Genomic DNA, 26,036 nt, shown 5'->3' with positions numbered 1-26,036 from the left:
GGACAGGGCCGAGGGCAGGACCGAGGGCAGGACCACGGGCAAGCGCAGGAGGCACACCAAGGGACCCGCGAAGCCCCCGAACAGCAAGGAGCCCCCGCCCGCCCCACCAGGGCGGACGAGGGCTCCCCGAGCGAAGCTCGGCCACCCGCTGCTAGCAGCCGATCAGCCGCGCGCCCAGGTACGCCTTGACCTGGTCCAGCGACACGCGCTCCTGCGACATGGTGTCGCGGTCGCGGACGGTCACCGCGTTGTCCTCGAGGGTGTCGAAGTCGACCGTGACGCAGAACGGCGTGCCGATCTCGTCCTGGCGGCGGTAGCGCTTGCCGATGGCGCCGGCGTCGTCGAACTCGACGTTCCACGCGGTGCGCAGGTCGGCGGCGAGGCCGCGGGCCTTCGGGGACAGGTCGGCGTTGCGCGACAGCGGCAGGACGGCGACCTTGACCGGGGCCAGGCGCGGGTCGAGCCGCATGCCGACGCGCTTCTCCATGACGCCCTTGGCGTTCGGCGCCTCGTCCTCGAAGTAGGCGTCGATCAGGAAGGCCAGCATGGCGCGGTTGAGGCCCGCCGCCGGCTCGATGACGTACGGGAAGTACCGCTCGCCGGACTCCTGGTCGAAGTACTTCAGGTCCTGGCCGGAGGCCTCGCTGTGCACCCGGAGGTCGTAGTCGGTGCGGTTGGCGACGCCCTCCAGCTCGGAGAACTCGCTACCGCCGAAGTTGAAGCGGTACTCGATGTCCACCGTGCGCTTGGCGTAGTGGGAGAGCTTCTCCTTCGGGTGCTCGAAGAAGCGCATGTTCTCGGTGCGCAGGCCGAGGCCGACGTACCAGTCCCAGCGCTGCTGGAGCCAGTACTCGTGCCACTGCTCGTCCTCGCCCGGCTTGACGAAGAACTCCATCTCCATCTGCTCGAACTCGCGGGTCCGGAAGATGAAGTTGCCGGGGGTGATCTCGTTGCGGAAGCTCTTGCCGGTCTGGGCGATGCCGAACGGCGGCTTCTTGCGCGAAGTGGTCTGGACGGCCTTGAAGTTGGTGAAGATGCCCTGGGCGGTCTCGGGGCGCAGGAACGCCAGGCCGCTCGCCTCCTCGGTGACGCCGAGGTGGGTCTTCAGCATGCCCGAGAAGTCCTTGGGCTCGGTGAACTGGCCCTTGGTGCCGCAGTCGGGGCAGTTGACGTCCTTGAGGCCGTTCGGCGGCGGGAAGCCGTGCTTGGCCTCGTACTTCTCCTCCAGGTGGTCGGCCCGGTGGCGCTTGTGGCAGGAGAGGCACTCGGTCAGCGGGTCGTTGAAGGTGGCGACGTGGCCGGAGGCCTCCCAGACCTCGCGGGCGAGGATCACCGACGAGTCGAGTCCGACGACGTCCTCGCGGGCCTGCACCATCGCGCGCCACCACTGGCGCTTGATGTTCTCCTTGAGCTCGACGCCCAGCGGCCCGTAGTCCCAGGCGGCACGCGTGCCGCCGTAGATCTCGCTGCAGGGGTAGACGAAGCCACGGCGCTTGCTCAGGCTGACGATCGTGTCGATCTTGTCGGCGGCCACAGTGCTCTCTTCAGTACGTACGGCACGGTCAGGGCACGGCTGGTTGCGCGTACCCGAATACCTCAGGTTACCGGCCATACGGGTACGTGATTCAAATCGGTATCGTCCGGCCGCTCCCACCCTCCGTCACCTCCCGTTCACCCGTCCGAGTGATTTGACAATCATTTCCATGTGAGATGAGAATGATTGTCATGATGATCGGACTGCCTCGACTCGGACTCTCCCGCCGCACCCGCCGCTCCATAGCCCTCGGCACCACCGCGCTCGCCGCCTCCCTCGCCCTCACCGCCTGCGGAGGCAGCAGCAGCGCCGACAGCGGCGGCGGCCGGCTGAAGGTCGTCGCGTCCTTCTACCCGATGGAGTTCCTGGCCCAGCAGATCGGCAAGGAGCACGTCGCGGTCACCGACCTGACCGCCGCCGGCGTCGAGCCGCACGACCTGGAGCTCACCGCCAAGCAGGTCGGCACGGTCCAGAAGGCCGACGCGATCATCTACCTCAAGGGCCTCCAGCCCACCGTCGACCAGGCCGTCGCGCAGTCGTCCAGCAAGCACAAGATCGACGCCACCGCCGCCAGCCCGCTGGTCGACCACCACCTCGACGAGGGCACCGAGGCCGGGGGCGGCGCCGACGGGGCCCACGGGGCCGACGGCCACAAGCACGAGGACACGGCCGGCGACCCGCACATCTGGCTCGACCCGACCCGCTACGCGGCGATCGCCAAGAGCGTCGGCGACGAGTTCGCCAAGGCCGACCCGGCGCACGCCGAGGACTACCGGAAGAACACCGACGAGCTGGTCGGCAAGCTCACCGCGCTCGACCAGGAGTTCCGGGACGGGCTGAAGGACGCCGGGACCCGGACCTTCGTCACCAGCCACGCCGCCTTCGGCTACCTCGCCGAGCACTACGGCCTCACCCAGGTCGCCATCAACGGCGTCGACCCGGAGTCCGAGCCCACCCCGGCCCGCCTCGCCGCCGTGCAGAAGGCCGCCAAGGACAACGGCGTCACCACCGTCTTCTTCGAGACCCTGGTCAGCCCCAAGCTCGCCGACACCGTCGCCAAGGACCTCGGCCTCAAGACCGCCGTCCTGGACCCGCTGGAGGGCGTCAAGGACCCCGCCAAGGACGACTACCTGACCGTCATGAAGCAGAACCTGGCCAACCTCCAGGCCGCCCTCGGCGCCCCGGCCGGAACCGCCGGAACCGCCGGCACCACCGGCACCGCCCCGACCGCGCCCGCCACGGCCGACGCCACCACCCCCGCCCCCGCGAACTGACGGGACCGAGCACCATGACCGACCCGATACCCCCGGCCGTCCGCCTCCGTGACGCCGTCGCCTCGCGCGGCGGCCGGCCGGTGCTGCGCGGCGTCGACCTCACCGTCCGCCCCGGCGAGGTCGTCGCCCTGCTGGGCGCCAACGGCTCCGGCAAGTCGACCACCGTCAAGGCCGTGATCGGCTCCGTCCCGCTGGAGCGGGGCACCCTGGAGCTGTTCGGCACCCCGTACGGCTCCTTCCGCGCCTGGCACCGGATCGGGTACGTCCCGCAGCGCACCACCGCCGCCTCCGGCGTCCCCGCCACCGTCCGCGAGGTGGTCTCCACCGGACGGCTGCCGCAGCACCGGCTGCTGCCCTTCCGCCGCCGGGACCGCGAGGCGGTGGACCGCGCGCTGGCCGCCGTCGGCATGCTGGAGCGCGCCGGGGACGGCGTGGCCGACCTGTCCGGCGGCCAGCAGCAGCGGGTGCTGATCGCCCGCGCCCTGGTCGGCACCCCCGACCTGCTGATCATGGACGAGCCGATGGCCGGCGTGGACGCCGCCAGCCAGCAGGTGCTCGCGGACACCCTGCGCGCCGAGGTCGGCCGCGGCGCCTCCGTCCTCCTCGTGCTGCACGAACTCGGGCCGCTGGAGCCGCTGATCGACCGCGCCGTGGTGCTGCGGGACGGCTGCGTCGCCCACGACGGCCCGCCCGTGCCCAACACCGGGCTGCACGCGCTGCCCGGCCACGACCACGTCCACCCGCACGCCGACCTGACCCCGCCGAGGCTGCTGGCATGACCGAGATGCTCTCCTACGACTTCATGCAGCGGGCCCTGCTCGCCGCCGTCCTGGTCGGGATCACCGCCCCGGCCGTCGGCATCTACCTGGTGCAGCGCCGCCAGGCGCTGATGGGCGACGGCATGGGCCACGTCGCGATGACCGGCGTCGGCCTCGGCTTCATCTTCCAGACCAGCCCGGTCTGGATGGCCGTGCTGGTCTGCGTGCTCGGCGCCGTCACCATGGAGCTGGTCCGCTCGCGCGGCAACCAGCGCGGCGACATCGCCCTCGCGATGCTCTTCTACGGCGGCATGGCCTGCGGCAAGCTGCTGGTCTCGATGTCCGCCCAGGCCGGGGCCGGCTCGCTGGAGAGCTACCTGTGGGGCTCGATCCTCACCGTCGCCCCCGCCGACCTGGCCACCATCGCGGTGCTCGGCGCGGTGGTCGTCGCGGTCACCGTGGGCCTGCGCCGCCAGCTCTTCGCGATCTGCCAGGACGAGGACTTCGCCCGGGTCACCGGTGTGCCGGTGCGCACCCTCAACCTGCTGCTCGCGGTGATGGCCGCGGTCACCGTCACGGTCGCCATGCGCGTCGTCGGGCTGCTGCTGGTCAGCGCGCTGATGGTGGTCCCGGTGGTCGCCGCCCAGCAGCTCACCCGGTCCTTCGCCGCCACCCAGGCCGCCTCGATCGCGCTCGGCGTGGTCGTCTCGCTGGCCGGCGTCACCGGCTCCTACCACCTGGACGTGCCCTCCGGCCCGGCCATCGTGCTGCTCGCCATCGCGGTCTTCGCGGTGTTCAGCCTGCTCGCCGCGCCGCTCGCCCGGCGGCGCCACCGCGGCACCGGCGAACACGGGCCGAAGGTGTGCGACGTCGAACTGCCGGAACAGGCCTCCGGCGAACCGTCCGGCACGACCACACCTGAGGGGCGGGCGGGGCTGGCACAATGATGTGCGAGACGCCCACGACCCCAGGAGGACCCACGGTGACCACCGCAGGCCCGTCGCCGCGCGCCCGCTCGACCCGGCAGCGAGCCGCCGTCTCGGCGGCCCTGGACGAGATCGCGGACTTCCGCAGCGCGCAGGAGCTCCACGACCTGCTCAAGCACCGCGGGGACTCCGTCGGTCTGACCACGGTCTACCGCACGCTCCAGTCGCTCGCGGACGCCGGCGAGGTGGACGTGCTGCGCACCGCCGACGGCGAGGCGGTCTACCGCCGCTGCAGCAGCGGGCACCACCACCACCTGGTCTGCCGGCACTGCGGCGCGACCGTCGAGGTGGAGGGTCCGGCGGTGGAGCGCTGGGCCAACTCGGTCGCCGCCGAGCACGGCTTCAGCGACATCGCGCACACCCTGGAGATCTTCGGGACCTGCGCGGAGTGCGCCAAGAAGGTCTGAGGCTCGTCCGCGCGCGCGTACGGCGAAGGGGACCCACCGGGATCTGCCCGGTAGGTCCCCTCCGTCGTATGCGCCCGTCAGCGCGGGGACGGCACCGGCGCGCCGACCTCGTTCGGGATCGCCCCGCCGAAGCGCCGGTCGCGCATCGCGTACTGCTCGCAGGCGCGCCACAGGTCGCGGCGGTCGAAGTCCGGCCAGAGCACGTCCTGGAACACGAACTCGGCGTAAGCCGACTGCCAGAGCAGGAAGTTGGAGGTGCGCTGCTCCCCGCTGGGGCGCAGGAACAGGTCCACGTCCGGCATGTCCGGGTGGTACATGTACTTGGCGAGGGTCTTCTCGCTGACCTTCTTCGGGTCGAGCTTCCCGGCCGCGACGTCCAGGGCGAGCGCCTGCGCCGCGTCGGCGAGTTCGGCCCGGCCGCCGTAGTTGACGCACATGTAGAGCGTGACGGCGTCGTTGTCCTTGGTCTGCTCCTCGGCGACCTGGAGCTCCTGGACGACGCTCTTCCACAGCTTGGGCATCCGGCCGGCCCAGCGGATCCGCACGCCCATCGCGTCCATCTCGTCGCGGCGGCGGCGGATGACGTCCCGGTTGAAGTTCATCAGGAACTTCACCTCGTCGGGCGAGCGCTTCCAGTTCTCGGTGGAGAACGCGTACAGCGAGATGTTCCTGACCCCGAGCTCGATCGCGCCCTTGAGGACGTCCAGCACCACGGACTCGCCGACCTTGTGGCCCTCGGTGCGGGGCAGTCCGCGCTCCTTGGCCCAACGGCCGTTGCCGTCCATCACGATGGCGACGTGGTCGGGGACCAGCTCGCCGGGGATCTTCGGGGGCTGTGCGCCGCTGGGGTGGGGGGTCGGGGGGACGTACGTCCTCTGCTTGCCGCCGCCGAAGAGCCGTCGCGCTGCCATGTGCTCACTTCTCCACGTATCTCATCGAGCGGATGCCCCGCTCCAGGTGCCACTGCAGATAGGCCGCGACCAGGCCGCTGCCCTCCCGCCAGTACCGCGGCTCGCAGGCGTCGGCCGTCTGCCAGTCCCCTGACAGCAGCGCCCCGAGCAGTACCAGTGTCTCAGGGGAGGGTACGGCACATCCGGGCACTCGGCAGTCGCCGCAGAGCACCCCGCCCGCGGGGAGGGAGAAGAAACGGTTCGGCCCCTCCAGGCCGCATTTGGCGCAGTCGGTGAAGCTCGCGCCGTACCCGTTCACCGCGAGCGAGCGCAGCAGGAAGGCGTCCAGCACCAGGTGCGACTCGTGCACCCCGGCCGCCAGCGTGCGCAGCCCGCCGACCAGCAGCAGGTACTGCTGGACGGCCGGTTCGCCCTCGTTCTCGGCGAACCGCTCGGCCGTCTCCAGCATCGCGGTGCCGGCCGTGTAGCGGCCGTAGTCGGTGACGATCGAGCCGCCGTACGGGGCGATCGTCTCCACCTGGGTGCAGAGCGGCAATCCGCGGCCGAACAGCTCACTCCCCCGGCTGAAGAACTGCACGTCCACGTGCGAGAACGGCTCCAGCCGGGCGCCGAACTTGGACTTGGTCTTCCGCACCCCGCGCGCGACCGCCCGCACCTTGCCGTGCTGGCGGGTCAGCAGGGTGATGATCCGATCGGCCTCGCCGAGCTTCTGCGCCCGCAGCACGACGCCGTCGTCCCGGAAAAGACTCATGGGGACCATTCTCCCCCACCCGCCCCCGGCTCCGGACGGCCCCGCCCGCCCGCACCGGGCTCCGGACAGCCGTGTTGCCCGCACCGGCGGTCGTGGGGGAGACCACGGCGGTGCGGGTCACGGCGGGCCCGGGGTGGGGAGGCCAGGCCCGTTGTGGGGGATTCCGAGGTGGTCTGAGGTGGTCCGCGGATCTTCGGAGGTGGACGGTACGGAAGGGCGGTCGCTACTGGTACGGCGTCCTGGTCGCCGCCTCCAGCAGCGCCCCGACCCGGGACCGCGGCAGGTCCAGGCAGCGCCCGACCGCGGCCAGCGCCTCGCGCTCCTGCGGCAGGTAGCGGCCGTCCGCCAGCGCGATCGCCGCGCCCTGCAGCAGCAGCCGCTCGCGGCCGGAGTGGGCCAGGTGCGGGGTGAGCGGTTCGACCACGGCGTGCAGTTCGACGGCCAGGCCGCCGGCCTCCGCCAGCCCCCGGCCGGGGGGCGCCTCCAGGTCGTGGGCGTGGTAGAGCTCGCCGCCGAGCCCGGAGAGCGCGGCGAGCGCGGCCAGCACCTGGGCCTCGCCGCAGTCCTCGAACCCGGCCTCGCGGACCGCCGCGCAGGCCGCCTCGCGGGCCGCCCGGTGGGCGGTGCCGCCGGCCGCGAGCATGGCCAGCGCGATGGTGTACTGGGCGTCCCGCAGCATCGCGCCGAGGCGCACGCAGGTGGGCTGCTCCAGGCTCTCGACGCCGTACCGGCCGTGGCAGCTGGTGCACTGCACGCTGCCGAGCACCGGCCCGAGCGGGACCACCGGGGTCCCCAGCAACCGCAGCCACCGCCGGCCGTGCTGCCGGCGGTAGTTGCGGTCCCCGCCGCAGCCCGGGCAGAAGAAGTCACCGAGAACGTCAGTCCGCCACCGCGGGCGAACACCCCACAACCTGGTCACGGCGCCACTCCCCAGACATGGCAGGCGGCCTGCTCGACTATGGGCAGGTCACGCGACCGGACACCGAGGCCGTCCCACCGACCCGGCTTTCCGGTGGATCGATGTTGCCACGGTTACCGGCACGTGTCAGTACCTCGAACGGCTTCCGATTCGAAAAAATGTGGCGCAGGCCACAATCCGGGGCGGGGACGACGAAGGGCCGCCCCGTGGGACGGCCCTTCGCATACCACCCGTTCGAATTAGCCGCGCTGCGAGCGGTTGACGGCGCTGATCATGGCCTTCAGCGAGGCCAGCACGGTGTTGCCGTCGATGCCCACGCCCCACAGCACCTTGCCGTCCACCGCGCACTCCACGTACGCGGCGGCCTGGGCGTCGCCGCCCTCGCTCAGCGCGTGCTCGGCGTAGTCCAGGACGCGTACGTCCACGCCGATCCGGGCCAGCGCGTCGGCGAAGGCCGAGACCGGGCCGTTGCCGGTACCGGTCAGGGTCACCGGGACGCCGTCCACCCGGGCCTCGGCGGTCAGCGCGTCCCGGCCGTCCTCGGTGGTCAGGGTGCGCGAACCGCTCAGCGAGATCCGGCCCCACGGGTTGCCGGTGGTCGGCAGGTACTCGTCCTCGAAGACCCGCCAGATCTCGGCCGGGCTGACCTCGCCGCCCTCGGCGTCGGTCTTGGCCTGGATGATCCGGGAGAACTCGATCTGCATCCGGCGCGGCAGGTCCAGCTTGTGGTCGTTCTTCAGCACGTACGCCACGCCGCCCTTGCCGGACTGGCTGTTGACCCGGATGACCGCCTCGTAGGTGCGGCCGACGTCCTTCGGGTCGATCGGCAGGTACGGCACGCCCCAGGTGTGCTCCTCCAGCGGCACCCCGGCCGCCTTCGCGTCCGCCTCCAGGGCGTCGAAGCCCTTCTTGATGGCGTCCTGGTGCGAGCCCGAGAAGGAGGTGTACACCAGGTCGCCGGCGTACGGGTGGCGCGGGTGCACCTCCATCTGGTTGCAGTACTCGGCGGTGCGGCGCACCTCGTCGATGTCGGAGAAGTCGATCTGCGGGTCGATGCCCTGCGAGAACAGGTTCATCCCCAGCGTCACCAGGTCGACGTTGCCGGTCCGCTCGCCCTGCCCGAACAGGCAGCCCTCGATCCGGTCCGCGCCCGCCATGTAGGCCAGCTCGGCGGAGGCGACGGCGGTGCCGCGGTCGTTGTGCGGGTGCACCGACAGGCAGACGAACTCGCGGCGGGACAGGTGGCGCGACATCCACTCGAACTGGTCGGCCTGGACGTTCGGGGTGGCCCGCTCGACGGTGGCGGGCAGGTTCAGGATGATCTCGCGGCCCTCGCCCGGCTGCCAGACGTCCATGACGCCCTCGCAGACCTCCAGCGCGAAGTCCAGCTCGGTGTCGACGAAGATCTCCGGCGAGTACTGGTAGCCGAAGACGGTGTCGTCGCCCAGCAGCTTCTCCGCGTACTCCATCACCAGCCGGGTGCCCTCGGTGGCGATCGCCTTGGTGGCCGCCCGGTCGTTGCGGAACACCACCCGGCGGAACAGCGGCGCGGTCGCGGCGTACAGGTGGACGGTCGCCCGCGGGGCGCCGACCAGCGCCTCCACCGTCTTCTCGATCAGGTCCTCGCGGGCCTGGGTCAGCACCGAGACGGTGACGTCCTCGGGGATCGCCCCCTCCTCGATCAGCGACCGTACGAAGGCGTGGTCGGTGGCCCCGGAGGCGGGGAAGCCGACCTCGATCTCCTTGTAGCCCATGGCCACCAGCAGGTCGAACATCTTGCGCTTGCGGGCCGGCGACATCGGGTCGATCAGCGCCTGGTTGCCGTCCCGCAGGTCGGTGGACAGCCAGCGCGGCGCCTTGGTGATCACCTTCTCCGGCCAGGTGCGGTCCGGCAGGTCGACGGTGCCGAACGGCAGGTAGCGCCCGTGCCGCATGCCCGAGGGCTGCTGGCGCACCGAGGCGGCGGTGATCGGGGTGGGGCGGTCGACGAAGGGGCGGCCGGCGGGGACGGACGCGGCGGAGTTCTGCTCGGTCATGGAGGTGACTCGGCTTCCTGTGATGCGTGGTGCGGGCGGGTCGGGGGTGGTCAACACCTGGTCAACACCGACTGGCCGGCCTCTGCTGCCGCTCGCGATACACCCTTGGATCGCCGATTGCGCGCACAGCACGTTCCCCGCGGCGAGGGTGCCGGCCCCAGTGGACTACAGGCCCTCGACGCGGCAGCTAAGAAGAAGCAGCCCGTTGCGCATGATGGGCCCAGCGTAACCCAGCACCGCGCGCCCCCGAAGTGATCCGGGCCACCGTTCCACTCCTTGAGACGCCGACCGGTCGTGCCGGGGGTGGTGACAACCGGTCATCGAGGCCTCACCCTGGGCAACATGACCGCAGCAGCACCGTTCTGCACGATCGTCCCGCCGTTCGTCCTGGACCGCCTCGCCGAGGCCGGCCACGAACCCGCCGTCCACTCCCTGGCCCTCGACGCGGCGCACCGCGCGGCCCGCCTCTCCCCGGCCCCGCCCGTCGCCGCCCCCGGTCTCAACCGGGTCGTCTACGACGCCGGCCACGGCCAGCGGCTGCCCGGCCGCTCCGTGCGCACCGAGGGCCGCGCGGCCTCCTCCGACAGCTCCGTCAACCACGCCTACGACGGCCTCGGCGCCACCTTCGCGCTCTACGCCGACGTCTTCGGCCGGCACTCGATCGACGACCGCGACCTGCGGCTGGACGCCAGCGTCCACTACGGCCGCGACTACGACAACGCCTTCTGGAACGGCCACCAGATGGTGTTCGGCGACGGCGACAACGTGGTGTTCGGCGACTTCACCGCCTGCGTCGACGTCATCGGCCACGAACTCACCCACGGCGTCACCCAGTTCACCGCCGGACTGGACTACCAGGACCAGCCCGGCGCGCTCAACGAGTCGGTCTCCGACGTCTTCGGCTCGCTGGTCAAGCAGTACGCGCTGCGCCAGGCCGCCGCCGACGCCGACTGGCTGATCGGCGCCGGACTGCTCGCCCCGGGCGTCCAGGGCGTGGCGCTGCGCTCGATGAAGGCGCCCGGCACCGCCTACGACGACCCGCGGCTCGGCAAGGACCCGCAGCCCGCGCACATGCGGGACTACGTGGACACCTCCCAGGACAACGGCGGGGTGCACATCAACTCCGGCATCCCCAACCACGCGTTCTACCTGCTGGCCACCGCGCTCGGCGGCTCGGCCTGGGAGCGCGCGGGCCGGATCTGGTACGACGCGCTGACCGGGCGCACGCTGCCCGCCGACGCCGACTTCACCGCCTTCGCCCGGGCCACCGTGGCCGCCGCCAGGGCCCGCTACCCCGACGACCGGTCGGTCGTGGACACCGTCACGGCCTCCTGGGCGCAGGTCGGGGTCAGCCCGGGGTGAGCGGGGCCGCGGACGGCCCCGGGAGTACGCCTGAAGGGTGGTTGAGACCGGGTTGAGGCGGGCTTAAGGTCACGGTCCGGGAAAAGCCCGGCAAACCCCCTCCCCGGGTAGCACCATGGACACCATGCGTATCCAGGTGACCCGGACCGGCGGCTTCGCGGGGATCGTCCGCCAGGCGGAGATCGACACCGCCGACCGCACGGACGCCCCGCACGTGCACGCACTCGCCCGCGAGGCCGTCGCGGGCGGGCTGCGCGCGCCCTCGTACGGGGTACCGGACGGCTTCCACTACGAGATCACCGTCGACGGCCGGTCGGTGTACTGCGCCGACCCGAAGCTCACCGACTCGCAGCGCGAGCTGGTCTCCCTGGTGCTGCGCGAGGGCGCGTAGCACCAGGGAGCCCGCGGTCAGAGCCAGCCGTCGAGCGCCGCCAGGAAACCGGCCGGGTCGTCCCGGTGGACGGTGTGGCCCGTGCCGGGGACGGTGCGCACCTCGAAGCCGCGGGCAGTGAGCTCCTCGGCGCTCGCCGCGTCCACCAGCATGCTGCCGTCGGCCAGGACCACCAGCGAGGGCACCGCCGGCCCGGCCGGCAGGTCCGAGCGCTGGTCGGCCAGGGCCAGCGCCGAGTCCTCGTCCCAGGCGGCCGCGGCGGCGATCTCGTCGTCCACGTCGGCCGGCTCCCAGGTCGGGCTGAGCGCCACGACCTGCTCCCGGGTGAGGTGCCGCAGCTGCGCCATCACCCGCGGGTCCATCCCGGTCTGGACGAACCGCCAGGCCGGGTCGACGTACACCGCGCGGGCCGGCTTCAGCCGCTCGACCGCGTCCGCCAGGACGATCCCGCCCAGCGAGTGGCCGATCGCGAGCTCGACGCCGGCCGGCAGGCTCTCCAGCAGGTCCTCGGCGTACGCCGCCAGGGGGTAGCGCTCCAGCGCGGTGGCGCCGGTGCCGCGCGGGCTGGCGCCATGCCCGCGCAGGTCCACGGCGAGCACCCGGTAGCCCCTCCCCGCCAGGGCCGGGCCGACCAGCCGCCAGGTGCGGTGGTCGGACATGATGCCGTGCACCAGCACGGCCAGCCGGTCCCCGCTGCCCCACTCCCGGGTGTGCAACTCCATCGCGGTGTAACCCTTCTGACGTCGCGTACGGCCGGACCACGGCGAAGGCCCGCCCGGACGCACAACGTCCGAACGGGCCCCAGGCCTCCCGGCTGCCCGAACTCCCTCGTCGGGAGCCCGGGTTCAGAAGCCGAGCTTGCGCAGCTGCTTGGGGTCGCGCTGCCAGTCCTTGGCGACCTTGACGTGCAGGTCCAGGTAGACCGGCGTGCCGAGCAGCGCCTCGATGTGCTTGCGGGCGGTGGTGCCGACGTGCTTGAGCCGCGCGCCCTTGGCGCCGATCACGATCGCCTTCTGGCTCTGCCGCTCGATGTAGACGTTGGCGTGGATGTCCAGCAGCGGGCGGTCCGCCGGGCGGCCCTCGCGCGGGAGCATCTCCTCGACCACCACGGCCAGCGAGTGCGGCAGTTCGTCGCGCACGCCCTCCAGCGCGGCCTCGCGGATCAGCTCGGCGACCATGATCTGCTCGGGCTCGTCGGTGAGGTCGCCCGCCGGGTAGAGCTGGTCGCCCTCCGGCAGCAGCTTGGTGAGCAGGTCCGCGACCAGCTCGACCTGCTTGTCGCCGACGGCGGAGACCGGGATGATCTCGGCCCACTCGAAGCCCAGCTCGATGCCGAGCTGGTGGATGGCGATGAGCTGCTCGGCCAGGCGCTTGGAGTCGACCAGGTCGGTCTTGGTGACGATGGCGACCTTCGGGGTCTTCTTGATCCCGGCGATCTCCTTGGCGATGAACTTGTCGCCGGGGCCGATCTTCTGGTCGGCGGGCAGGCAGAAGCCGATCACGTCGACCTCGGCCCAGGTGGTGCGGACCAGGTCGTTGAGGCGCTCGCCGAGCAGGGTGCGCGGCTTGTGCAGACCGGGGGTGTCGACCAGCACGAGCTGGGCGTCCGGGCGGTGCACGATGCCGCGCACGGTGTGCCGGGTGGTCTGCGGGCGATCGGAGGTGATCGCGACCTTCGTCCCCACCAGGGCGTTGGTCAGGGTCGACTTGCCCGCGTTGGGCCGGCCGACGAAGCACGCGAACCCGGAGCGGTACGAGGAGGAAGGGGCATTCATGGGCTCCATTCTCCCTGATCACCGGAGCCCCGCCGTCCGGGCCCACCCCGCGGGGGTGTCCGGGGCGCGCTCAGCCCTTCTTCCCGGCCTTCCCGCCCTTGCCGGAGGTGGGGATCAGCGAGACCACCACCAGCACCAGCAGGAAGCCCAGCGAGCCGTACAGCCAGAGCTCGGACCCGGTCTCCTGCCACTTGCCCAGCCCCATCACGAACAGCACCAGCCCGGCGAAGAACGCCACCGCCCCCATGCCCCAGTCCCCTCACCGAGTCCACTCCCCCGGTGAGATTATCTGCAAGGTCTGGGCTCCAAGACCATGCCGTCCGACAGCGCCGTACGGGGCACACGGCGGGGCCGCCGAAGGCCCGCCAACGGCCCCCGGCGGCCCCGTACGGGCCCCTCGACGGGCCTCAGCGCGCCTCGGCGGACACCCGCAGCGTCCCGTCCGGCCCGGCCAGCAGCACGGGCGTCCCGGCCCCGCCCAGGTCCCGTACGGCCGCCAGGTCCGTCTCGGCCGGCTGCTCCGCCTCGCTCACCACGGCCGCCGCCTCCAGCGACCGGGCGCCGCTGGCCACCGCCATCGCCACCGCCGTCTGCAGGGCGCTCAGCCGCAGCGACTCCAGCGCGACCGTCCCGGCCACGTAGGTGCGCCCGGTCTCGTCACGCACCGCGGCCCCCTCGGCCACGCCGTTGCGGGCGCGGACCGAGCGGGCCAGGGTGATGATCTTCTTGTCTTCGGGGTCGAGCTCGACGATGTCACTCATGCCGCCGAGCATAGGCACCCGGCGCCGTTCAGTGGCCGACCGGGTGGGTGGGCCCCGGGTTCGGCTTGAGGACCTTGACGAAGGTCTTCGCGGCCCCGCTCGGCCGAGCCTCCTCGCGCTCGATCCGCTGCCGCCAGTACGGGTTGTCGTGCGGCAGGTGGCCGCTCACCCGGCCGTACATGCCGAAGGTCGTCAGGACGATGCCGAAGATGAACGCGAACAGCACGTTCGACATCCGGAAGTTGAGGATGTTGGCGTCCGGCCGCCCGAGCACCGTCAGGCCGTAGAAGCCCGACAGGACGAACAGCACGCCCACCGCCATGTTGAGGTTGGACGCGAAGTTCCCGCCGACCACCGCCCCCAGCACCAGGACCGCGCCCGCCACGATGGACAGGATGCTCAGCGCCCCGTTGGTCGACAGCCCGGCGATCCGGTCGCCGTGGGTGGCCAGGAAGCCGGGCTCGCCGGCCAGCCCCAGACACCCGAACACGATCAGGAAGACCCCCCCGAGCCCCGCCCCGACCCGCCACACCATGGCGAGCCGACGGTCGACGGTGGGCAGTTCGTCTTGCAGCTTCATGGCGACCTCCAGAGCTCGGCCATGGTCCAGCCGGGTGCCTAGCTGTAGGGGTGGCTCCCCTGCATGTGCGGCACCTCGTGCATGTAGAGCGAGCCGCACTGCTGGCAGCAGCGCAACCCGGTGCCCCACTCCTCCTCGGGCCGCGTCTCGGCGTCGTCGGACATGGTCCGGCCGCAGAGCGCCACCGACAGGTCCTCGTCCCGCACCACGTGCCAGGACTTGACTCCGCCGGCCGCCCCCTGCGGGCCGTACTCCGCGCGAAGTTTGTGCGTCATGCCCTCCATGGTCGCTCGGCGACCGCCCACCCGCTACTCGCCCGCCGGCTCCTCGGCGTCCTCGGTGCGGCGGACGGGGGCGGCGACCATCGAGCCGATCCGGTTGCGGCGGCCCGCCGAGGACTCGGCGGTCAGCAGGATGCCGGACAGGCCGCCCTCCACCGGGTCGGGCAGCGGGATCTCGCAGGAGGAGCCGGGGATCGGCACCCGGCCCAGGTGCTTGGCCAGCAGGCCGCCGACGGTCTCGACGTCCTCGTCCTCCAGCTCGATGCCGAACAGCTCGCCCAGGTCCTCCACCAGCAGCCGGGCGGTGATCCGGTACGAGCCGTCCCCGAGGTCCTCCACCGGGGCGATCTCCCGGTCGTACTCGTCGGTGATCTCGCCGACGATCTCCTCCAGGACGTCCTCGATGGTGACCAGGCCGGCCGTGCCGCCGTACTCGTCGATCACGATCGCCACGTGCGAACGGCGCTGCTGCATCTCGCGCAGCAGGTCGCCGGCCGGCTTGGAGTCCGGGACGAAGACGGCCGGCCGTATCACCGCGCCGACCTCCTCGGACTCCGCCTCCCGGTTGATGTGGGTGCGCCGCACCAGGTCCTTGAGGTAGACGATGCCGACCACGTCGTCCTCGTTGTCGCCGACCACCGGGATCCGCGAGAAGCCCGAGCGCAGCGCCAGGGTCAGCGCCTGCCGGACGGTCTTGTGCCGCTCGATCATCACCAGGTCGGTGCGCGGCACCATCACCTCGCGCACGATGGTGTCGCCCAGCTCGAAGACCGAGTGCACCATCCGGCGCTCCTCGTCCTCGATCAGGTCGTCCTTCTCGGCGAGGTCCACCAGGGCCCGCAGCTCCGCCTCCGAGGCGAACGGACCCTCCCGGTAGCCCTTGCCCGGGGTCAGCGCGTTGCCGAGCAGGATCAGCAGCCGCGGGATCGGGCCCAGCACCGCGGCCAGCGGCAGCAGTACGAAGGAGGCCGCCGTCGCGGTGGTGAGCGGGTGCTGGCGCCCGATCGTGCGCGGCGAGACCCCCACCGCGACGAAGGACACCAGCACCATCACGCCGAACGCCAGCAGGACGGCCTGCCAGGTGGGCGTCACGTTGCGCACGCACACCACGGTGACCAGGACGGCCGCCGCCATCTCGCTGGCCACCCGGATCAGGGTGGCCAGGTTGAGGTAGCGGATCGGGTCGGAGGCGACGGTCAGCAGCCGCGCGGAGCCGCGCCGACCGCTGCGCACCGCCTCCTCCGCCCGGAACCGGGAGACCCGGGAGATGCCCGCCTCGGCGCACGCGGCCAGCCAGCCGAGCACGACCAGCAGCACGGCACCGAGGATGAAGCTCGTACTCTCACCACTCACAGGGGTTCGGGCTCCGCGCTCAGTGGGTGGTGGGGGCCGGGGAGATGCCGCCGAGGCCCCGGCCCATCCGCCAGTCGTCCAGGATGCGCTTCTGGAGGGCGAACATCTCCTCCTCTTCCTCCGGCTCCTCGTGGTCGTAGCCGAGGACGTGCAGCACGCCGTGCACGGTGAGCAGTTGCAGCTCCTCGTCCATCGAGTGCTTGGAGGGGGCCGCCAGGCCCTGCTGCTCGGCGACCTCGGGGCAGAGCACGATGTCGCCGAGCAGGCCCTGCGGCAGCTCGTCGCCCTCCTTGCCGGGACGCAGCTCGTCCATCGGGAACGACATCACGTCGGTCGGGCCGGGCAGGTCCATCCACTGGATGTGCAGCTCCTCCATCGCCGCACTGTCCACCAGGATCACGGACAGTTCGGACTGCGGGTGGATCCGCATCTTGTCCAGTGCGAAGCGGGCGACGTCGAGGATGGCTTCCTCGTCGGCCTCCCAACCGGACTCGTTGGCGATGTCGATCGACATGACGGGCTGTGTGCTCAGCTTTCGGTGCGATGGGACTGGCGGGGTGCGCGGGGTGCGCGGGGCGCCGTGGCCTTGCCGGGGCGCCGCTGGGCGGGCTTGCGGGCCGCCGGGGCGGCCTCCTCCGCCTCCTGGCGGGCGTCCCAGCGCTCGTAGGCGTCCACGATCCGGCCGACCAGCTTGTGGCGGACCACGTCGGTGCTGGTGAGGACGGAGAAGTGGATGTCGGGCACGTCGGCCAGGATGTCCTGGACGACCTTGAGACCGCTGCGGGTGCCGCCCGGGAGGTCGATCTGGCTGGTGTCGCCGGTGACCACCACCCGGGAGTTGAACCCGAGGCGGGTGAGGAACATCTTCATCTGCTCGGGCGAGGTGTTCTGGGCCTCGTCGAGGATGATGAAGGCGTCGTTGAGGGTGCGGCCGCGCATGTACGCGAGCGGGGCGACCTCGATGGTGCCGGCCGCCATCAGGCGCGGGATGGAGTCCGGGTCCATCATGTCGTGCAGCGCGTCGTACAGCGGGCGCAGGTACGGGTCGATCTTCTCGTAGAGGGTGCCGGGCAGGAAGCCCAGCCGCTCCCCCGCCTCGACCGCCGGGCGGGTCAGGATGATCCGGTTGACCTCCTTGGCCTGGAGGGCCTGGACGGCCTTGGCCATCGCCAGGTAGGTCTTGCCGGTGCCCGCCGGGCCGAGGCCGAAGACGATCGTGTGCTTGTCGATCGCGTCGACGTAGCGCTGCTGGTTGAGGGTCTTCGGGCGGATCGTCCGGCCCCGGTTGGACAGGATGTTCGCGGTGAACACCTGCGACGGCGCCGGGCTGTCCGGGTCCTGGCTGCGGATCATGGCGATGGAGCGCTCCACGGAGTCCTCCGTCAGCGGCTGGCCGGTGCGCAGCACCAGCATCATCTCGGTGAAGAGCCGTTGCACGAGGGCGACCTCGGCCCGGTCCCCGGTGGCGGTCACCTCGTTGCCGCGGACGTGGATGTCCGCGGCGGGGAAGCCCTGCTCGATCACGCGCAGCAGCGAGTCCGCGGTGCCGAGCAGGGTGACCATCGGGTGCTTCTCGGGGATCACGATCCGGGCGCTCACACGGCCGTCGTCGGTCGTTTCGGGGCGCGACTGTCCGTTGGTACGGGTCTGCGATGTGTCACTCATAGGTCGGCGCTGGGGCCTGCCTCATCCCATCCGTGGTCTCGGGTGCCGCTGGGTGTCTCCGGGGCACCAGGGTACGCCGCGAGCGTGATCGCCGTGGCGGGCGGCGGGGCCGCACCCGACGATGCTCCGGCAGATCGCAGGCCGGCGCGAGCCCATTTTTTTCACCGGGGACACTGCCGGGACTCTCCCGTGCCGCTCCGGTTCCCCGGGCCGGTCACGACGGGCGGCGGGCCGGCACCGGCACCCGGTCGAGGTCGGCGGCCAGCACCAGCTCCCCGTCGAAGTGCTTGCGGGCGTCGGCCAGGTGCTGGCCGAGGTCCGGGTAGCGCTGCGAGAAGTGGGTCAGCACCAGGGTGCGCACCCCGGCCTCGGCGGCGGCCTTGGCGGCCTGCCCGGCGGTGAGGTGGCCGTGCTCCTCGGCGAGCCGGGCGTCGGCGTCGGTGAAGGTCGCCTCGACGACCAGCAGGTCGGCGCCCTCGGCGAGCGCGTACACGCCGTCGCACAGCCGGGTGTCCATCACGAAGGCGAACTTCTGGCCCGGCCGCGGCTCGCTGACCTCGGCCAGGGTGACGGTGCGGCCGTCCACCTCGATCGCGCCCTCGTGCTGGAGCCGGCCCACCGCCGGGCCGCGCACGCCGAGGGCGGCCAGCCGCTCCGGCACCAGCCGTCGGCCGTCCGGCTCGGAGAGCCGGTAGCCGAAGGACTCCACCGGGTGGTCCAGCCGGACGGCGTCCAGCGCGAAGCGGGCGCCGGGCGCGGGCAGCGGTCCGGGCTCGTCGATCGGCCGGGGCCGCAGCACGGCCGTCTCGTGGTAGGCGGTGGAGTGCCGCAGCCGCTCGAAGTAGACCTCGCCGGAGGCCGGGAAGTAGACGTCGACCGGGTGCGGGACCCGGTCGAGGTTGATCCGCTGGATCACCCCGGCGAGGCCCAGGCAGTGGTCCCCGTGGAAGTGGGTGACCGCGATCCTGGTGATCTGGGTGGCCGTCACCCCGGCGTGCAGCATCTGGCGCTGGGTGCCCTCACCGGGGTCGAACAGCAGGCCCTCGCCGTCCCAGCGCAGCAGGTAGCCGTTGTGGTTGCGGTGCCGGGTGGGCACCTGGCTGGCGGTGCCGAGGACGACGAGTTCGCGCTGGGACACCTGCGGTCAGACCATGCGCTCGGTCATCGACATGCCGCCGAGCACGTGGACGTGCGCGTGGAAGACGGTCTGCCCCGCGCCGGCACCGGTGTTGAAGATCAGCCGGTAGTCCTCGATGCCCTCGTCCGCGGCCACCGCGCCCGCCTCGGCGAGCAGTTCGCCGGCGGTCTCCGGCTCGGCGGCGGCCAGCGCGGCCGCGTTCGGGTAGTGCGCGTGCGGGATCACCAGCACGTGCACGGGAGCCTTGGGGGCGATGTCGCGGAAGGCGAGGGTGCGCTCGGTCTTGCGCACCACGGTCGCCGGGATCTCGCCCGCCACGATCTTGCAGAACAGGCAGTCGGGCTGCGGCTCGCCGGCCATGGCTCTCTCCTCGGGATCGGTGTGTCGGGTGGTGGGGCCGTACGGGCGCAGCCTAGCCGAGCCGGGCGGCGGCCTGCTGGCGCTTCCGGCGCCCCGGGGCCGCACCCGCGGGGCGGGACGCCGGACCGGCCGGCGTCCCGCCCCGGAGCCGCTACGCCCAGGGCAGCGGCGGCGCGGTGCGGGCCGGGGCCCCGGCGAGCTTCGCCAGGGCGAGCCGGACGCCCTCGGACAGCTGCGGGTCCTCGCCGGCCGCCCAGTGGTGCGGGGCGAACGGCACCTCGACGTCCGGGTCGACGCCGTGGTTCTCCAGGCCCCAGCCGTACTTCTCCAGCCACAGCGCGTACTTGGGCTGGGTGACGAGGGTCCCGTCGACCAGCCGGTAGCGGCTGTCGATGCCGATCACCCCGCCCCAGGTGCGGGTGCCGACCACCGGGCCGATGCCGAGCACCTGGATGGCGGCGCTGACCACGTCGCCGTCCGAGCCGGTGAACTCGTCGGCGAGCGCGACCACCGGGCCGCGCGGGGCGTCCGCCGGGTAGGGCACCGGGTGGTCGGTGTCCCGGATGACGTCCCAGCCGATGATCCGGCGGGCCAGCTTCTCGATCACCAGCTGCGAGGTGTGGCCGCCCCGGTTCCCCCGGACGTCGACGACCAGGCCCTCCCGGGCCATCTCGGTGCTCAGGTCGCGGTGCAGCTGGGCCCAGCCGGCCGTCTGCATGTCGGGGATGTGCAGGTAGCCCAGCCGCCCGCCGGACAGCTCGCGCACCGCGGCCCGCCGCCCGGCCACCCAGTCGTGGTAGCGCAGCGCCTCCTCGTCGGCGAGCGGGACGACCACCGGGTGGCGCCGGTCGGTGCCGTCCTTCCCGGCCACCGTCAGCTCGACCGGCTGCCCGGCGGTGCCGGCCAGCAGCGGGGCCGGGCCGGTCACCGGGTCCACCGGGCGGCCGTTGACGGCGAGCACCGCGTCGCCCGGGCGGATCGCCGCGCCGGGCGCGGCCAGCGGCGAGCGGGCCCTGGGGTCGGAGGACTCCCCGGGCAGGATCCGGCCGATCCGCCAGTGCCCGCCGTCCCGGACGAGGTCGGCGCCGAGCAGGCCCTGGCGCCGGGCGGGCTCGGTGTACCGGCCGTACGGCATCACGTAGGCGTGCGAGGTGCCGAGTTCGCCGTGCACCTCCCAGAGCAGGTCGACCAGTTCGTCGTGCGAGCCGACCCGCTCGACCAGCGGCCGGTAGCGCTCCAGCACCCCGTCCCAGTCGACGCCGGAGAGGTCGGGGCGCCAGAAGTTGTCCCGCATCAGCCGGCCGTTCTCGGCGTACATCTGCCGCCACTCGGCGGCCGGGTCGACGGTGATCCGCAGCCGGGCGAGGTCGACGGCGGCCTCCTCGTCGTCGCCGCCCTTGTGGTCCGCCGGGACGACCCTCAGCTCGCCCTGGTCCAGCACGGCGACCCGGGTGCCGTCCGCGCTGACCGAGAAGTCGTCCACGCCGTGCACCAGCTGCTCGACCCGGCGCTTGCGCAGGTCGAAGCGCTCCAGCACCGGACGGGGCCGGTCGTCGTCCAACGAGGCGGCCTCGTCGCCGAGTTCGCCCGTCAGCGGGGCCCTGGTCCAGAGCACGCCGTCCTTGGCGGCGGCCAGCTCCTCGAAGCGGCCGCCCTCGACCGGGAAGGGGATGATCCGGTCGGCGATGCCGTCCAGGTCCACCCTGGTCACCGGCGCGGCGTCGGCGGCCGCCTCGCCGTCCGCCTTCCGGGCCTTCGGCTCGTCCTCCTCCCCGCCGAGCGGGCGCCCGGCCCGCTGCGGCCCGAACGGGGAGGGCGTGTCGGCGGCCAGCGTGACCAGGTGGGGGCGGCAGCCGTTCGGGAAGGACAGGTCGAAGACGTGCGCGTCGTAGACCGGGTCGAAGTTGCGCACCGACAGGAAGGCCAGGTAGCGGCCGTCCGCGGTGAAGGAGGGCGAGGTGTCCACGAAGCGCGGCTGGGTGACCTCGCCGACCGTCCGGGTCGCCAGGTCGGCCAGCACGATCTGGCGCAGCGAGTGCGGGCCCATCCCGCGCACCGGGCGCGACCAGGCCAGCCAGGCCGAATCCGGGCTGAAGGCCGGGGTGCCGGGCTCGCCGTCGGCGCTGCGGTCCAGCTCGTGCACGGCGCCGTCGGCGAGCGTCACCAGCAGCACCCGGCCGTCGTGCGCGCCGAGCGCGGCCTGCTTGCCGTCCGGGGAGACCGTCAGCGCGTTGACCCGGCCGAGCCGCCCCGCGGCCAGCCGGCGGCGCTCGGCGCCGTGCAGGTCGGGGGCGAACTCCAGGGCGTCCCCGCCCTCGGCGTCGGACACCCAGAGCACGCCCTGGGCGCCGTCCTCGCCGGGCACCACCCGGGCCAGCCGCCCGCGCACGCCCGGGGTCTCGTCCAGCACCCGGGCCGGGCCCTCGCGGTGGGTCAGCCAGTGCACGCCGCCGCGCACCACCACGGCGCTGCCCCGGCCGGTGCGGTCGGGGGCGACGGAGTCCAGCCAGTGCGCGGCGGGCACCGGGCGGGGGCGGCGCCCGGCCCGCGGGCCGGCCAGCCGGACGTCCAGCCGGCGCGGCTCGGCGCCCGCCAGGTCGTCCAGCAGCCAGAGGTCGCCGGCCCGGTGGAAGACCACCCGGGTGCCGTCGGTGCCGGCGCCCCGGGCGTAGAAGCCGTCCGGGTCGGTGCTGTGGCGGCGCAGGTCGGTGCCGTCCGGGCGGCTGGACCACAGCTCGCCGACACCCTCGTGGTCGGACAGGAAGGCGATCCGGTCCCCGACCCACAGCGGGGAGTCCAGCTGCCCGTCCAGCTCCGCGTGGACCCGGGCGAACTCCTCCCGGCCGAGCCACAGCTTTCCGGCCCGCCCGCCCCGGTACCGCTTCCACCAGGCCGGATCGCGGCCGTTGACGCTGCTCAGCAGCACCCGGTCGCCGCCCGGCTCGAAGGCGAGCCCGCCGACCGGCCCGTACGGCAGCCGCTGCGGCTCGCCGCCGTCCAGCGGCACGGCGTGCGCCCAGGTGCGGCGCAAGCTGGCCTCGCCGGCCCCGGTGGCGGCGATCGGACGGCCGTCGGCGGTCCAGCCCAGCACCCGGGTCTGGTGGCTGCCCCAGTGGGTGAGCCGGCGCGAGGGGCCGCCGTCCACCGGCACCACGTGCACCTCGGGGGCGCCGTCCCGGGTGGAGGTGAAGGCGAGGTGCCGCCCGTCCGGGGAGAACCTCGGGTGGTGGACCGGCAGGTGGTCCGCCGTCAGCCGCCAGGCCCGGCCGCCGTCCAGCGGGGCGAGCCAGAGGTCGTCCTCGGCGACGAAGGCGAGCAGGTCGCCGTGCAGGTGGGGATGGCGAAGGTAGGCGCCCGCCGAGGAGTTCGGGGAGGTGCTCTGGGAGTCCGTCACCCGGCCAGCCTAGGCAGGTACACGGACCGTCCGCGCCGTTTTTCCCAGACTCCCGGCGCCGTCCGCGGGCGGCCGTGCCGCGGTCGCCGCCGGGGTGTACGGGGGCGCGCCGAGGGGCGCGCCGACGGCCTGCCGGGGGTGCGCCCGGGGTGCTACGACCAGCGGCCGGTGCGCCCGAGCAGCAGCGCGCCGGCGGCCACCCCGGCGGTGGAGGTGCGCAGCACCGAGGGGCCCAGCCGGTACGGCCCGGCGCCCGCCCCGGCGAAGGCCGCCAGCTCCTCCGGGGAGACCCCGCCCTCCGGGCCGACCACCAGGACGATGTCCCCGCCCTCCGGCAGCACGGCGTGCGCCAGCGGTTCGGCGCCCTCCTCGTGCAGCACGGCGGCGAACGCGGCCCCCGCCAGGACGGGCGCCAGCTGCCGGGTGGTCATCGGCTCGCGGACCTCGGGGAAGCGCAGCCGGCGGGACTGCTTGCCCGCCTCCCGCGCGGTGGCCCGCCACTTGGCGAGCGCCTTGGCGCCGCGCTCGCCCTTCCACTGGGTGATGCAGCGCGAGGCGGCCCACGGGATCACCACGTCCACGCCGACCTCGGTCATGGTCTCCACGGCCAGCTCGCCGCGGTCGCCCTTGGGCAGCGCCTGGACCACGACGATCCGCGGCGCGGGCTCCGGCTCGCGGCGCACGGCGGCGACCCGCACGTCGATCGCGTCCTTGCCGAGCACCTCGGCGACCGTGCCGTCCACGCCGAGCCCCAGCCCGTCGGCCAGGGTCACCGCCTCGCCCGGCTCCAGCCGCTTCACCGCGGCCGCGTGCCGCCCCTCCGGGCCGTCCAGGCGCACCACGGCCCCGGGCGCGGCGGCGGCGATCCGCTCGGTCTCGACGACGAAGACGGGCGCGGTCATGACGGGGAACCTCTTTCGTGCGGAAGTGGGACGGACACGCGAAAGGGGTGCCGGGGTCGTTGGCCCCCGGCACCCCTCCGCGGACGGCTACCGGCCGTTGAAGGCGTCCTTCAGCCGGGAGAAGAGGCCCTGCTGGCCCGGCGCGAACTGGCCGGACGGCCGCTCCTCGCCGCGCAGCACCGCGAGGCGGCGCAGCAGCTCCTCCTGCTCGGGGTCGAGCTTGCTGGGCGTCTTCACCTCGACGTGCACTATCAGGTCGCCCCGGCCGCCGCCGCGCAGGTGGGTGATGCCCCGGCCGTGCAGCGGGATCGACTGGCCGGACTGGGTGCCGGGCCGGATGTCGACCTCCTCCAGGCCGTCCAGGGTCTGCAGCGGCACCTGGGTGCCGAGCGCGGCCGCCGTCATCGGGATGGTGACGGTGCAGTGCAGGTCGTCCCCGCGCCGCTGGAAGATCGTGTGGGTGGTCTCGGCGATCTCGACGTACAGGTCACCGGCCGGGCCGCCGCCGGGGCCGACCTCGCCCTCGCCGGCCAGCTGGATCCGGGTGCCGTTGTCGACACCGGCCGGGATCTTGACGGTCAGCGTGCGGCGGGCGCGCACCCGGCCGTCGCCGGCGCACTCCGGGCACGGGGTCGGCACGACGGTGCCGAAGCCCTGGCACTGCGGGCAGGGGCGGGAGGTCATGACCTGGCCCAGGAAGGACCGGGTGACCTGGGAGACCTCGCCCTTGCCGCGGCACATGTCACAGGTCTGCGCCGAGGTGCCGGGGGCCGCGCCCTCGCCGCTGCACGTGGTGCAGGTGACGGCGGTGTCGACCTGGAGCTCCTTGGTGGTGCCGAAAGCGGCCTCCTCCAGGGTGATCTCCAGCCGGATCATGGCGTCCTGGCCCCGGCGGGTGCGCGAGCGCGGGCCGCGCTGGCCGGCCGCGGCGCCGAAGAAGGCGTCCATGATGTCGGAGAAGCCGAAGCCCGCCGCGCCGGCGCCGAAACCGCCCGCGCCGCCGCCCGGGGACAGCGGGTCCCCGCCGAGGTCGTAGACCTGGCGCTTCTGCGGATCGGAGAGCACCTCGTAAGCGGCGTTGATCTCCTTGAACCGCTCCTGCGTCTTCGGGTCCGGGTTGACGTCCGGGTGCAGTTCGCGCGCCAGGCGCCGGAACGCCTTCTTGATCTCGTCCTGCCCCGCATCCCGTCGGACGCCGAGTACCGCGTAGTAGTCCGTGGCCACCAAATGCTCCGCTTGTTCCGCCTGTAGTAGTGCTGCGACTGGTCACCGCCGCCGGATTTCCGACGGCGGCCTCTGCTAGGACTCGGCCAGGATCTGGCCCACGTACCGCGCCACCGCTCGCACCGCCCCCATTGTGCCCGGGTAGTCCATCCGGGTCGGACCGATCACACCCAGTTTCGCCACGCTCTCGTCGCCCGAACCGTAGCCGACCGAGACGATGGACGTGGAAGTCAGCCCCTCGTAGGTGTTCTCCCGCCCGATCCGGACCGTCATCGCGGCGTCCGCGGTCTCACCCAGGAGGCGGAGCAGGACGACCTGCTCCTCCAGGGCCTCCAGCACCGGCTGGATGCTGAGCGGGAAGTCGTGCCCGAAGCGGGTCAGGTTGGCCGTGCCGGCCAGCATGATCCGCTCCTCGTTCTGCTCGGCGAGCGTCTCGAACAGGGTCGCCAGGACCGTGCTGACGGTCGGCCGCTCGGCCGGTTCGAACTGCGCCGGCAGCTCCTCCAGCAGCCCCGGGACCTCCGGGAGGCGCCGGCCGGCGGCCCTCGCGTTGATCCGGGCCCGCAGGTCCGCCAGCACCGTCTCGCCGACCGGGCCCGGGCAGTCGACCATCCGCTGCTCGACCCGGCCGGTGTTGGTGATCAGCACCAGCATCACCTTGGCCGGGGCCAGCGCCACCAGCTCGATGTGCCGGACGGTGGAGCGCGTCAGCGAGGGGTACTGCACCACCGCGACCTGCCGGGTCAGCTGGGCGAGCAGCCGCACGGTGCGCGCGACCACGTCGTCCAGGTCGACCGCGCCGTCCAGGAAGTGCCGGATGGCCCGGCGCTCGGGGGCGCTCATCGGCTTGATCTCGGCGAGCTTGTCGACGAAGAGGCGGTACCCCTTGTCGGTCGGGATGCGGCCGGCGCTGGTGTGCGGCTGGTGGATGTAGCCCTCCTCCTCCAGCGCCGCCATGTCGTTGCGGACGGTCGCCGGCGAGACCCCGAGGTTGTGCCGTTCCACCAGGGCCTTGGAGCCGACCGGCTCCTCGGTGCCCACGTAGTCCTGCACGATCGCGCGGAGCACGGCGAGCTTGCGTTCGTCCAGCTGGCGGACCTCACCGGCCATGGGGCACGCACCTCCGTCTTCGCACGTTGTCCGACTGTGTCCCTTGCTGCTGCGGGCCGCTCCGGAGACCCTTGCCCTGGCACTCTGAACACGCGAGTGCCAAAACCGTACCTGCCAGTGTAAGGCCCGGGTCCTACGGCAGGAACGGCCGGACCGGGGTGATC

Annotated in this window: 26 protein-coding genes; 6 read left to right on the top strand and 20 right to left on the bottom strand. The window is 72.9% G+C overall.

The genetic code is table 11. The features are described from left to right. Nucleotides 1–151 precede the first annotated feature (151 nt). Nucleotides 152–1,534, bottom strand: coding sequence for a glycine--tRNA ligase (locus ACLWS4_RS03370; protein ID WP_030233601.1), 1,383 nt, complete (start codon nt 1,532–1,534; stop codon nt 152–154). Nucleotides 1,535–1,725: 191 nt separating this feature from the next. Between ACLWS4_RS03370 and ACLWS4_RS03365 the strand changes: the two genes are divergently transcribed. Genes ACLWS4_RS03365 through ACLWS4_RS03350 form a run of 4 tightly spaced genes read left to right on the top strand, consistent with a single transcriptional unit; the run spans nt 1,726 to nt 4,959 of the window. After that, the gene (locus ACLWS4_RS03365; RefSeq protein WP_416873317.1) at nt 1,726–2,808 is read left to right on the top strand and encodes a metal ABC transporter substrate-binding protein; all 1,083 of its coding nucleotides are present in this window, start codon (nt 1,726–1,728) and stop codon (nt 2,806–2,808) included. Nucleotides 2,809–2,822: 14 nt separating this feature from the next. Continuing rightward, nucleotides 2,823–3,587: a metal ABC transporter ATP-binding protein gene (locus ACLWS4_RS03360; protein WP_049651099.1), complete on the top strand. Its 765-nt coding sequence runs from the start codon at nt 2,823–2,825 to the stop codon at nt 3,585–3,587. Further along, nucleotides 3,584–4,513: a metal ABC transporter permease gene (locus tag ACLWS4_RS03355; protein WP_049651098.1), complete on the top strand. Its 930-nt coding sequence runs from the start codon at nt 3,584–3,586 to the stop codon at nt 4,511–4,513. The genes ACLWS4_RS03360 and ACLWS4_RS03355 overlap by 4 nt, the downstream gene beginning before the upstream one ends. Before the next feature lie 35 nt (nt 4,514–4,548). Then, nucleotides 4,549–4,959 carry a Fur family transcriptional regulator gene (locus tag ACLWS4_RS03350; protein WP_049651097.1) on the top strand — a complete coding sequence of 137 codons (411 nt, stop codon included), beginning with the start codon at nt 4,549–4,551 and terminating at the stop codon, nt 4,957–4,959. 77 nt (nt 4,960–5,036) lie between these two features. Here ACLWS4_RS03350 and ACLWS4_RS03345 read toward each other — a convergent pair whose 3' ends face one another. The 4 genes from ACLWS4_RS03345 to leuA form a co-directional block, all read right to left on the bottom strand. Continuing rightward, nucleotides 5,037–5,870: an isoprenyl transferase gene (locus ACLWS4_RS03345; RefSeq protein WP_049651096.1), complete on the bottom strand. Its 834-nt coding sequence runs from the start codon at nt 5,868–5,870 to the stop codon at nt 5,037–5,039. Nucleotides 5,871–5,874: 4 nt separating this feature from the next. After that, nucleotides 5,875–6,621: a DNA repair protein RecO gene (gene recO / locus ACLWS4_RS03340; RefSeq protein WP_049651095.1), complete on the bottom strand. Its 747-nt coding sequence runs from the start codon at nt 6,619–6,621 to the stop codon at nt 5,875–5,877. Nucleotides 6,622–6,844: 223 nt separating this feature from the next. Beyond that, nucleotides 6,845–7,540, bottom strand: coding sequence for a hypothetical protein (locus ACLWS4_RS03335; protein ID WP_049651094.1), 696 nt, complete (start codon nt 7,538–7,540; stop codon nt 6,845–6,847). Between the two features lie 239 nt (nt 7,541–7,779). Beyond that, on the bottom strand, nt 7,780–9,576 hold the full coding sequence (gene leuA / locus ACLWS4_RS03330; protein WP_375876395.1) for a 2-isopropylmalate synthase: 1,797 nt from the start codon (nt 9,574–9,576) through the stop codon (nt 7,780–7,782). Nucleotides 9,577–9,918: 342 nt separating this feature from the next. On the opposite strand from leuA, the gene ACLWS4_RS03325 reads away from it, so the two are divergent. Both ACLWS4_RS03325 and ACLWS4_RS03320 read left to right on the top strand, forming a co-directional pair. After that, nucleotides 9,919–10,938, top strand: coding sequence for a M4 family metallopeptidase (locus ACLWS4_RS03325; protein WP_049651092.1), 1,020 nt, complete (start codon nt 9,919–9,921; stop codon nt 10,936–10,938). A gap of 124 nt (nt 10,939–11,062) precedes the next feature. Further along, nucleotides 11,063–11,329, top strand: a complete 267-nt coding sequence (locus ACLWS4_RS03320; protein ID WP_049651101.1) for a protealysin inhibitor emfourin — start codon at nt 11,063–11,065, stop codon at nt 11,327–11,329. Nucleotides 11,330–11,346: 17 nt separating this feature from the next. Here ACLWS4_RS03320 and ACLWS4_RS03315 read toward each other — a convergent pair whose 3' ends face one another. From ACLWS4_RS03315 to hrcA, 15 genes are all read right to left on the bottom strand, one after another. Further along, nucleotides 11,347–12,051 carry an alpha/beta fold hydrolase gene (locus ACLWS4_RS03315; protein WP_074000727.1) on the bottom strand — a complete coding sequence of 235 codons (705 nt, stop codon included), beginning with the start codon at nt 12,049–12,051 and terminating at the stop codon, nt 11,347–11,349. A gap of 123 nt (nt 12,052–12,174) precedes the next feature. Further along, nucleotides 12,175–13,104, bottom strand: coding sequence for a GTPase Era (gene era, locus ACLWS4_RS03310; protein ID WP_049651090.1), 930 nt, complete (start codon nt 13,102–13,104; stop codon nt 12,175–12,177). Nucleotides 13,105–13,174: 70 nt separating this feature from the next. Next, a complete protein-coding gene (locus ACLWS4_RS03305) occupies nt 13,175–13,351 on the bottom strand; it encodes a hypothetical protein (RefSeq protein ID WP_158077653.1) in 177 nt (58 codons plus the stop codon). 160 nt (nt 13,352–13,511) lie between these two features. Then, entirely contained in the window at nt 13,512–13,865 is a 354-nt protein-coding gene (locus tag ACLWS4_RS03300; protein WP_049651100.1) for a cytidine deaminase, read from the bottom strand. Nucleotides 13,866–13,893: 28 nt separating this feature from the next. Continuing rightward, a complete protein-coding gene (locus ACLWS4_RS03295) occupies nt 13,894–14,445 on the bottom strand; it encodes a DUF4383 domain-containing protein (RefSeq protein ID WP_049651089.1) in 552 nt (183 codons plus the stop codon). Nucleotides 14,446–14,483: 38 nt separating this feature from the next. Next, on the bottom strand, nt 14,484–14,720 hold the full coding sequence (locus ACLWS4_RS03290) for a hypothetical protein (protein WP_063780135.1): 237 nt from the start codon (nt 14,718–14,720) through the stop codon (nt 14,484–14,486). A gap of 33 nt (nt 14,721–14,753) precedes the next feature. Next, nucleotides 14,754–16,079: a hemolysin family protein gene (locus ACLWS4_RS03285; RefSeq protein ID WP_049651087.1), complete on the bottom strand. Its 1,326-nt coding sequence runs from the start codon at nt 16,077–16,079 to the stop codon at nt 14,754–14,756. Between the two features lie 19 nt (nt 16,080–16,098). Then, nucleotides 16,099–16,593, bottom strand: coding sequence for an rRNA maturation RNase YbeY (gene ybeY / locus ACLWS4_RS03280; protein WP_416873316.1), 495 nt, complete (start codon nt 16,591–16,593; stop codon nt 16,099–16,101). A 14-nt stretch (nt 16,594–16,607) separates the two neighbouring features. Beyond that, nucleotides 16,608–17,642 carry a PhoH family protein gene (locus ACLWS4_RS03275; RefSeq protein ID WP_079271808.1) on the bottom strand — a complete coding sequence of 345 codons (1,035 nt, stop codon included), beginning with the start codon at nt 17,640–17,642 and terminating at the stop codon, nt 16,608–16,610. A 316-nt stretch (nt 17,643–17,958) separates the two neighbouring features. Next, nucleotides 17,959–18,882, bottom strand: coding sequence for a ribonuclease Z (locus ACLWS4_RS03270; protein ID WP_117487723.1), 924 nt, complete (start codon nt 18,880–18,882; stop codon nt 17,959–17,961). Nucleotides 18,883–18,888: 6 nt separating this feature from the next. After that, a complete protein-coding gene (locus ACLWS4_RS03265) occupies nt 18,889–19,242 on the bottom strand; it encodes a histidine triad nucleotide-binding protein (protein ID WP_049651083.1) in 354 nt (117 codons plus the stop codon). Nucleotides 19,243–19,393: 151 nt separating this feature from the next. Beyond that, nucleotides 19,394–22,636, bottom strand: a complete 3,243-nt coding sequence (locus ACLWS4_RS03260; RefSeq protein WP_416873315.1) for a S41 family peptidase — start codon at nt 22,634–22,636, stop codon at nt 19,394–19,396. Nucleotides 22,637–22,788: 152 nt separating this feature from the next. After that, entirely contained in the window at nt 22,789–23,538 is a 750-nt protein-coding gene (locus ACLWS4_RS03255) for a 16S rRNA (uracil(1498)-N(3))-methyltransferase (RefSeq protein WP_375876393.1), read from the bottom strand. An 87-nt stretch (nt 23,539–23,625) separates the two neighbouring features. Continuing rightward, a complete protein-coding gene (gene dnaJ / locus ACLWS4_RS03250) occupies nt 23,626–24,762 on the bottom strand; it encodes a molecular chaperone DnaJ (RefSeq protein WP_049651911.1) in 1,137 nt (378 codons plus the stop codon). A 75-nt stretch (nt 24,763–24,837) separates the two neighbouring features. After that, nucleotides 24,838–25,872, bottom strand: a complete 1,035-nt coding sequence (gene hrcA, locus ACLWS4_RS03245) for a heat-inducible transcriptional repressor HrcA (RefSeq protein WP_049651912.1) — start codon at nt 25,870–25,872, stop codon at nt 24,838–24,840. Nucleotides 25,873–26,036 lie beyond the last annotated feature (164 nt).

The organism is Kitasatospora sp. SC0581 (genome assembly GCF_048159585.1).
Classification (GTDB): Bacteria; Actinomycetota; Actinomycetes; order Streptomycetales; family Streptomycetaceae; genus Kitasatospora.
The sequence above is the reverse complement of the archived record's forward strand: the minus strand, read 5'-3'. Positions and strand labels throughout refer to the sequence as shown.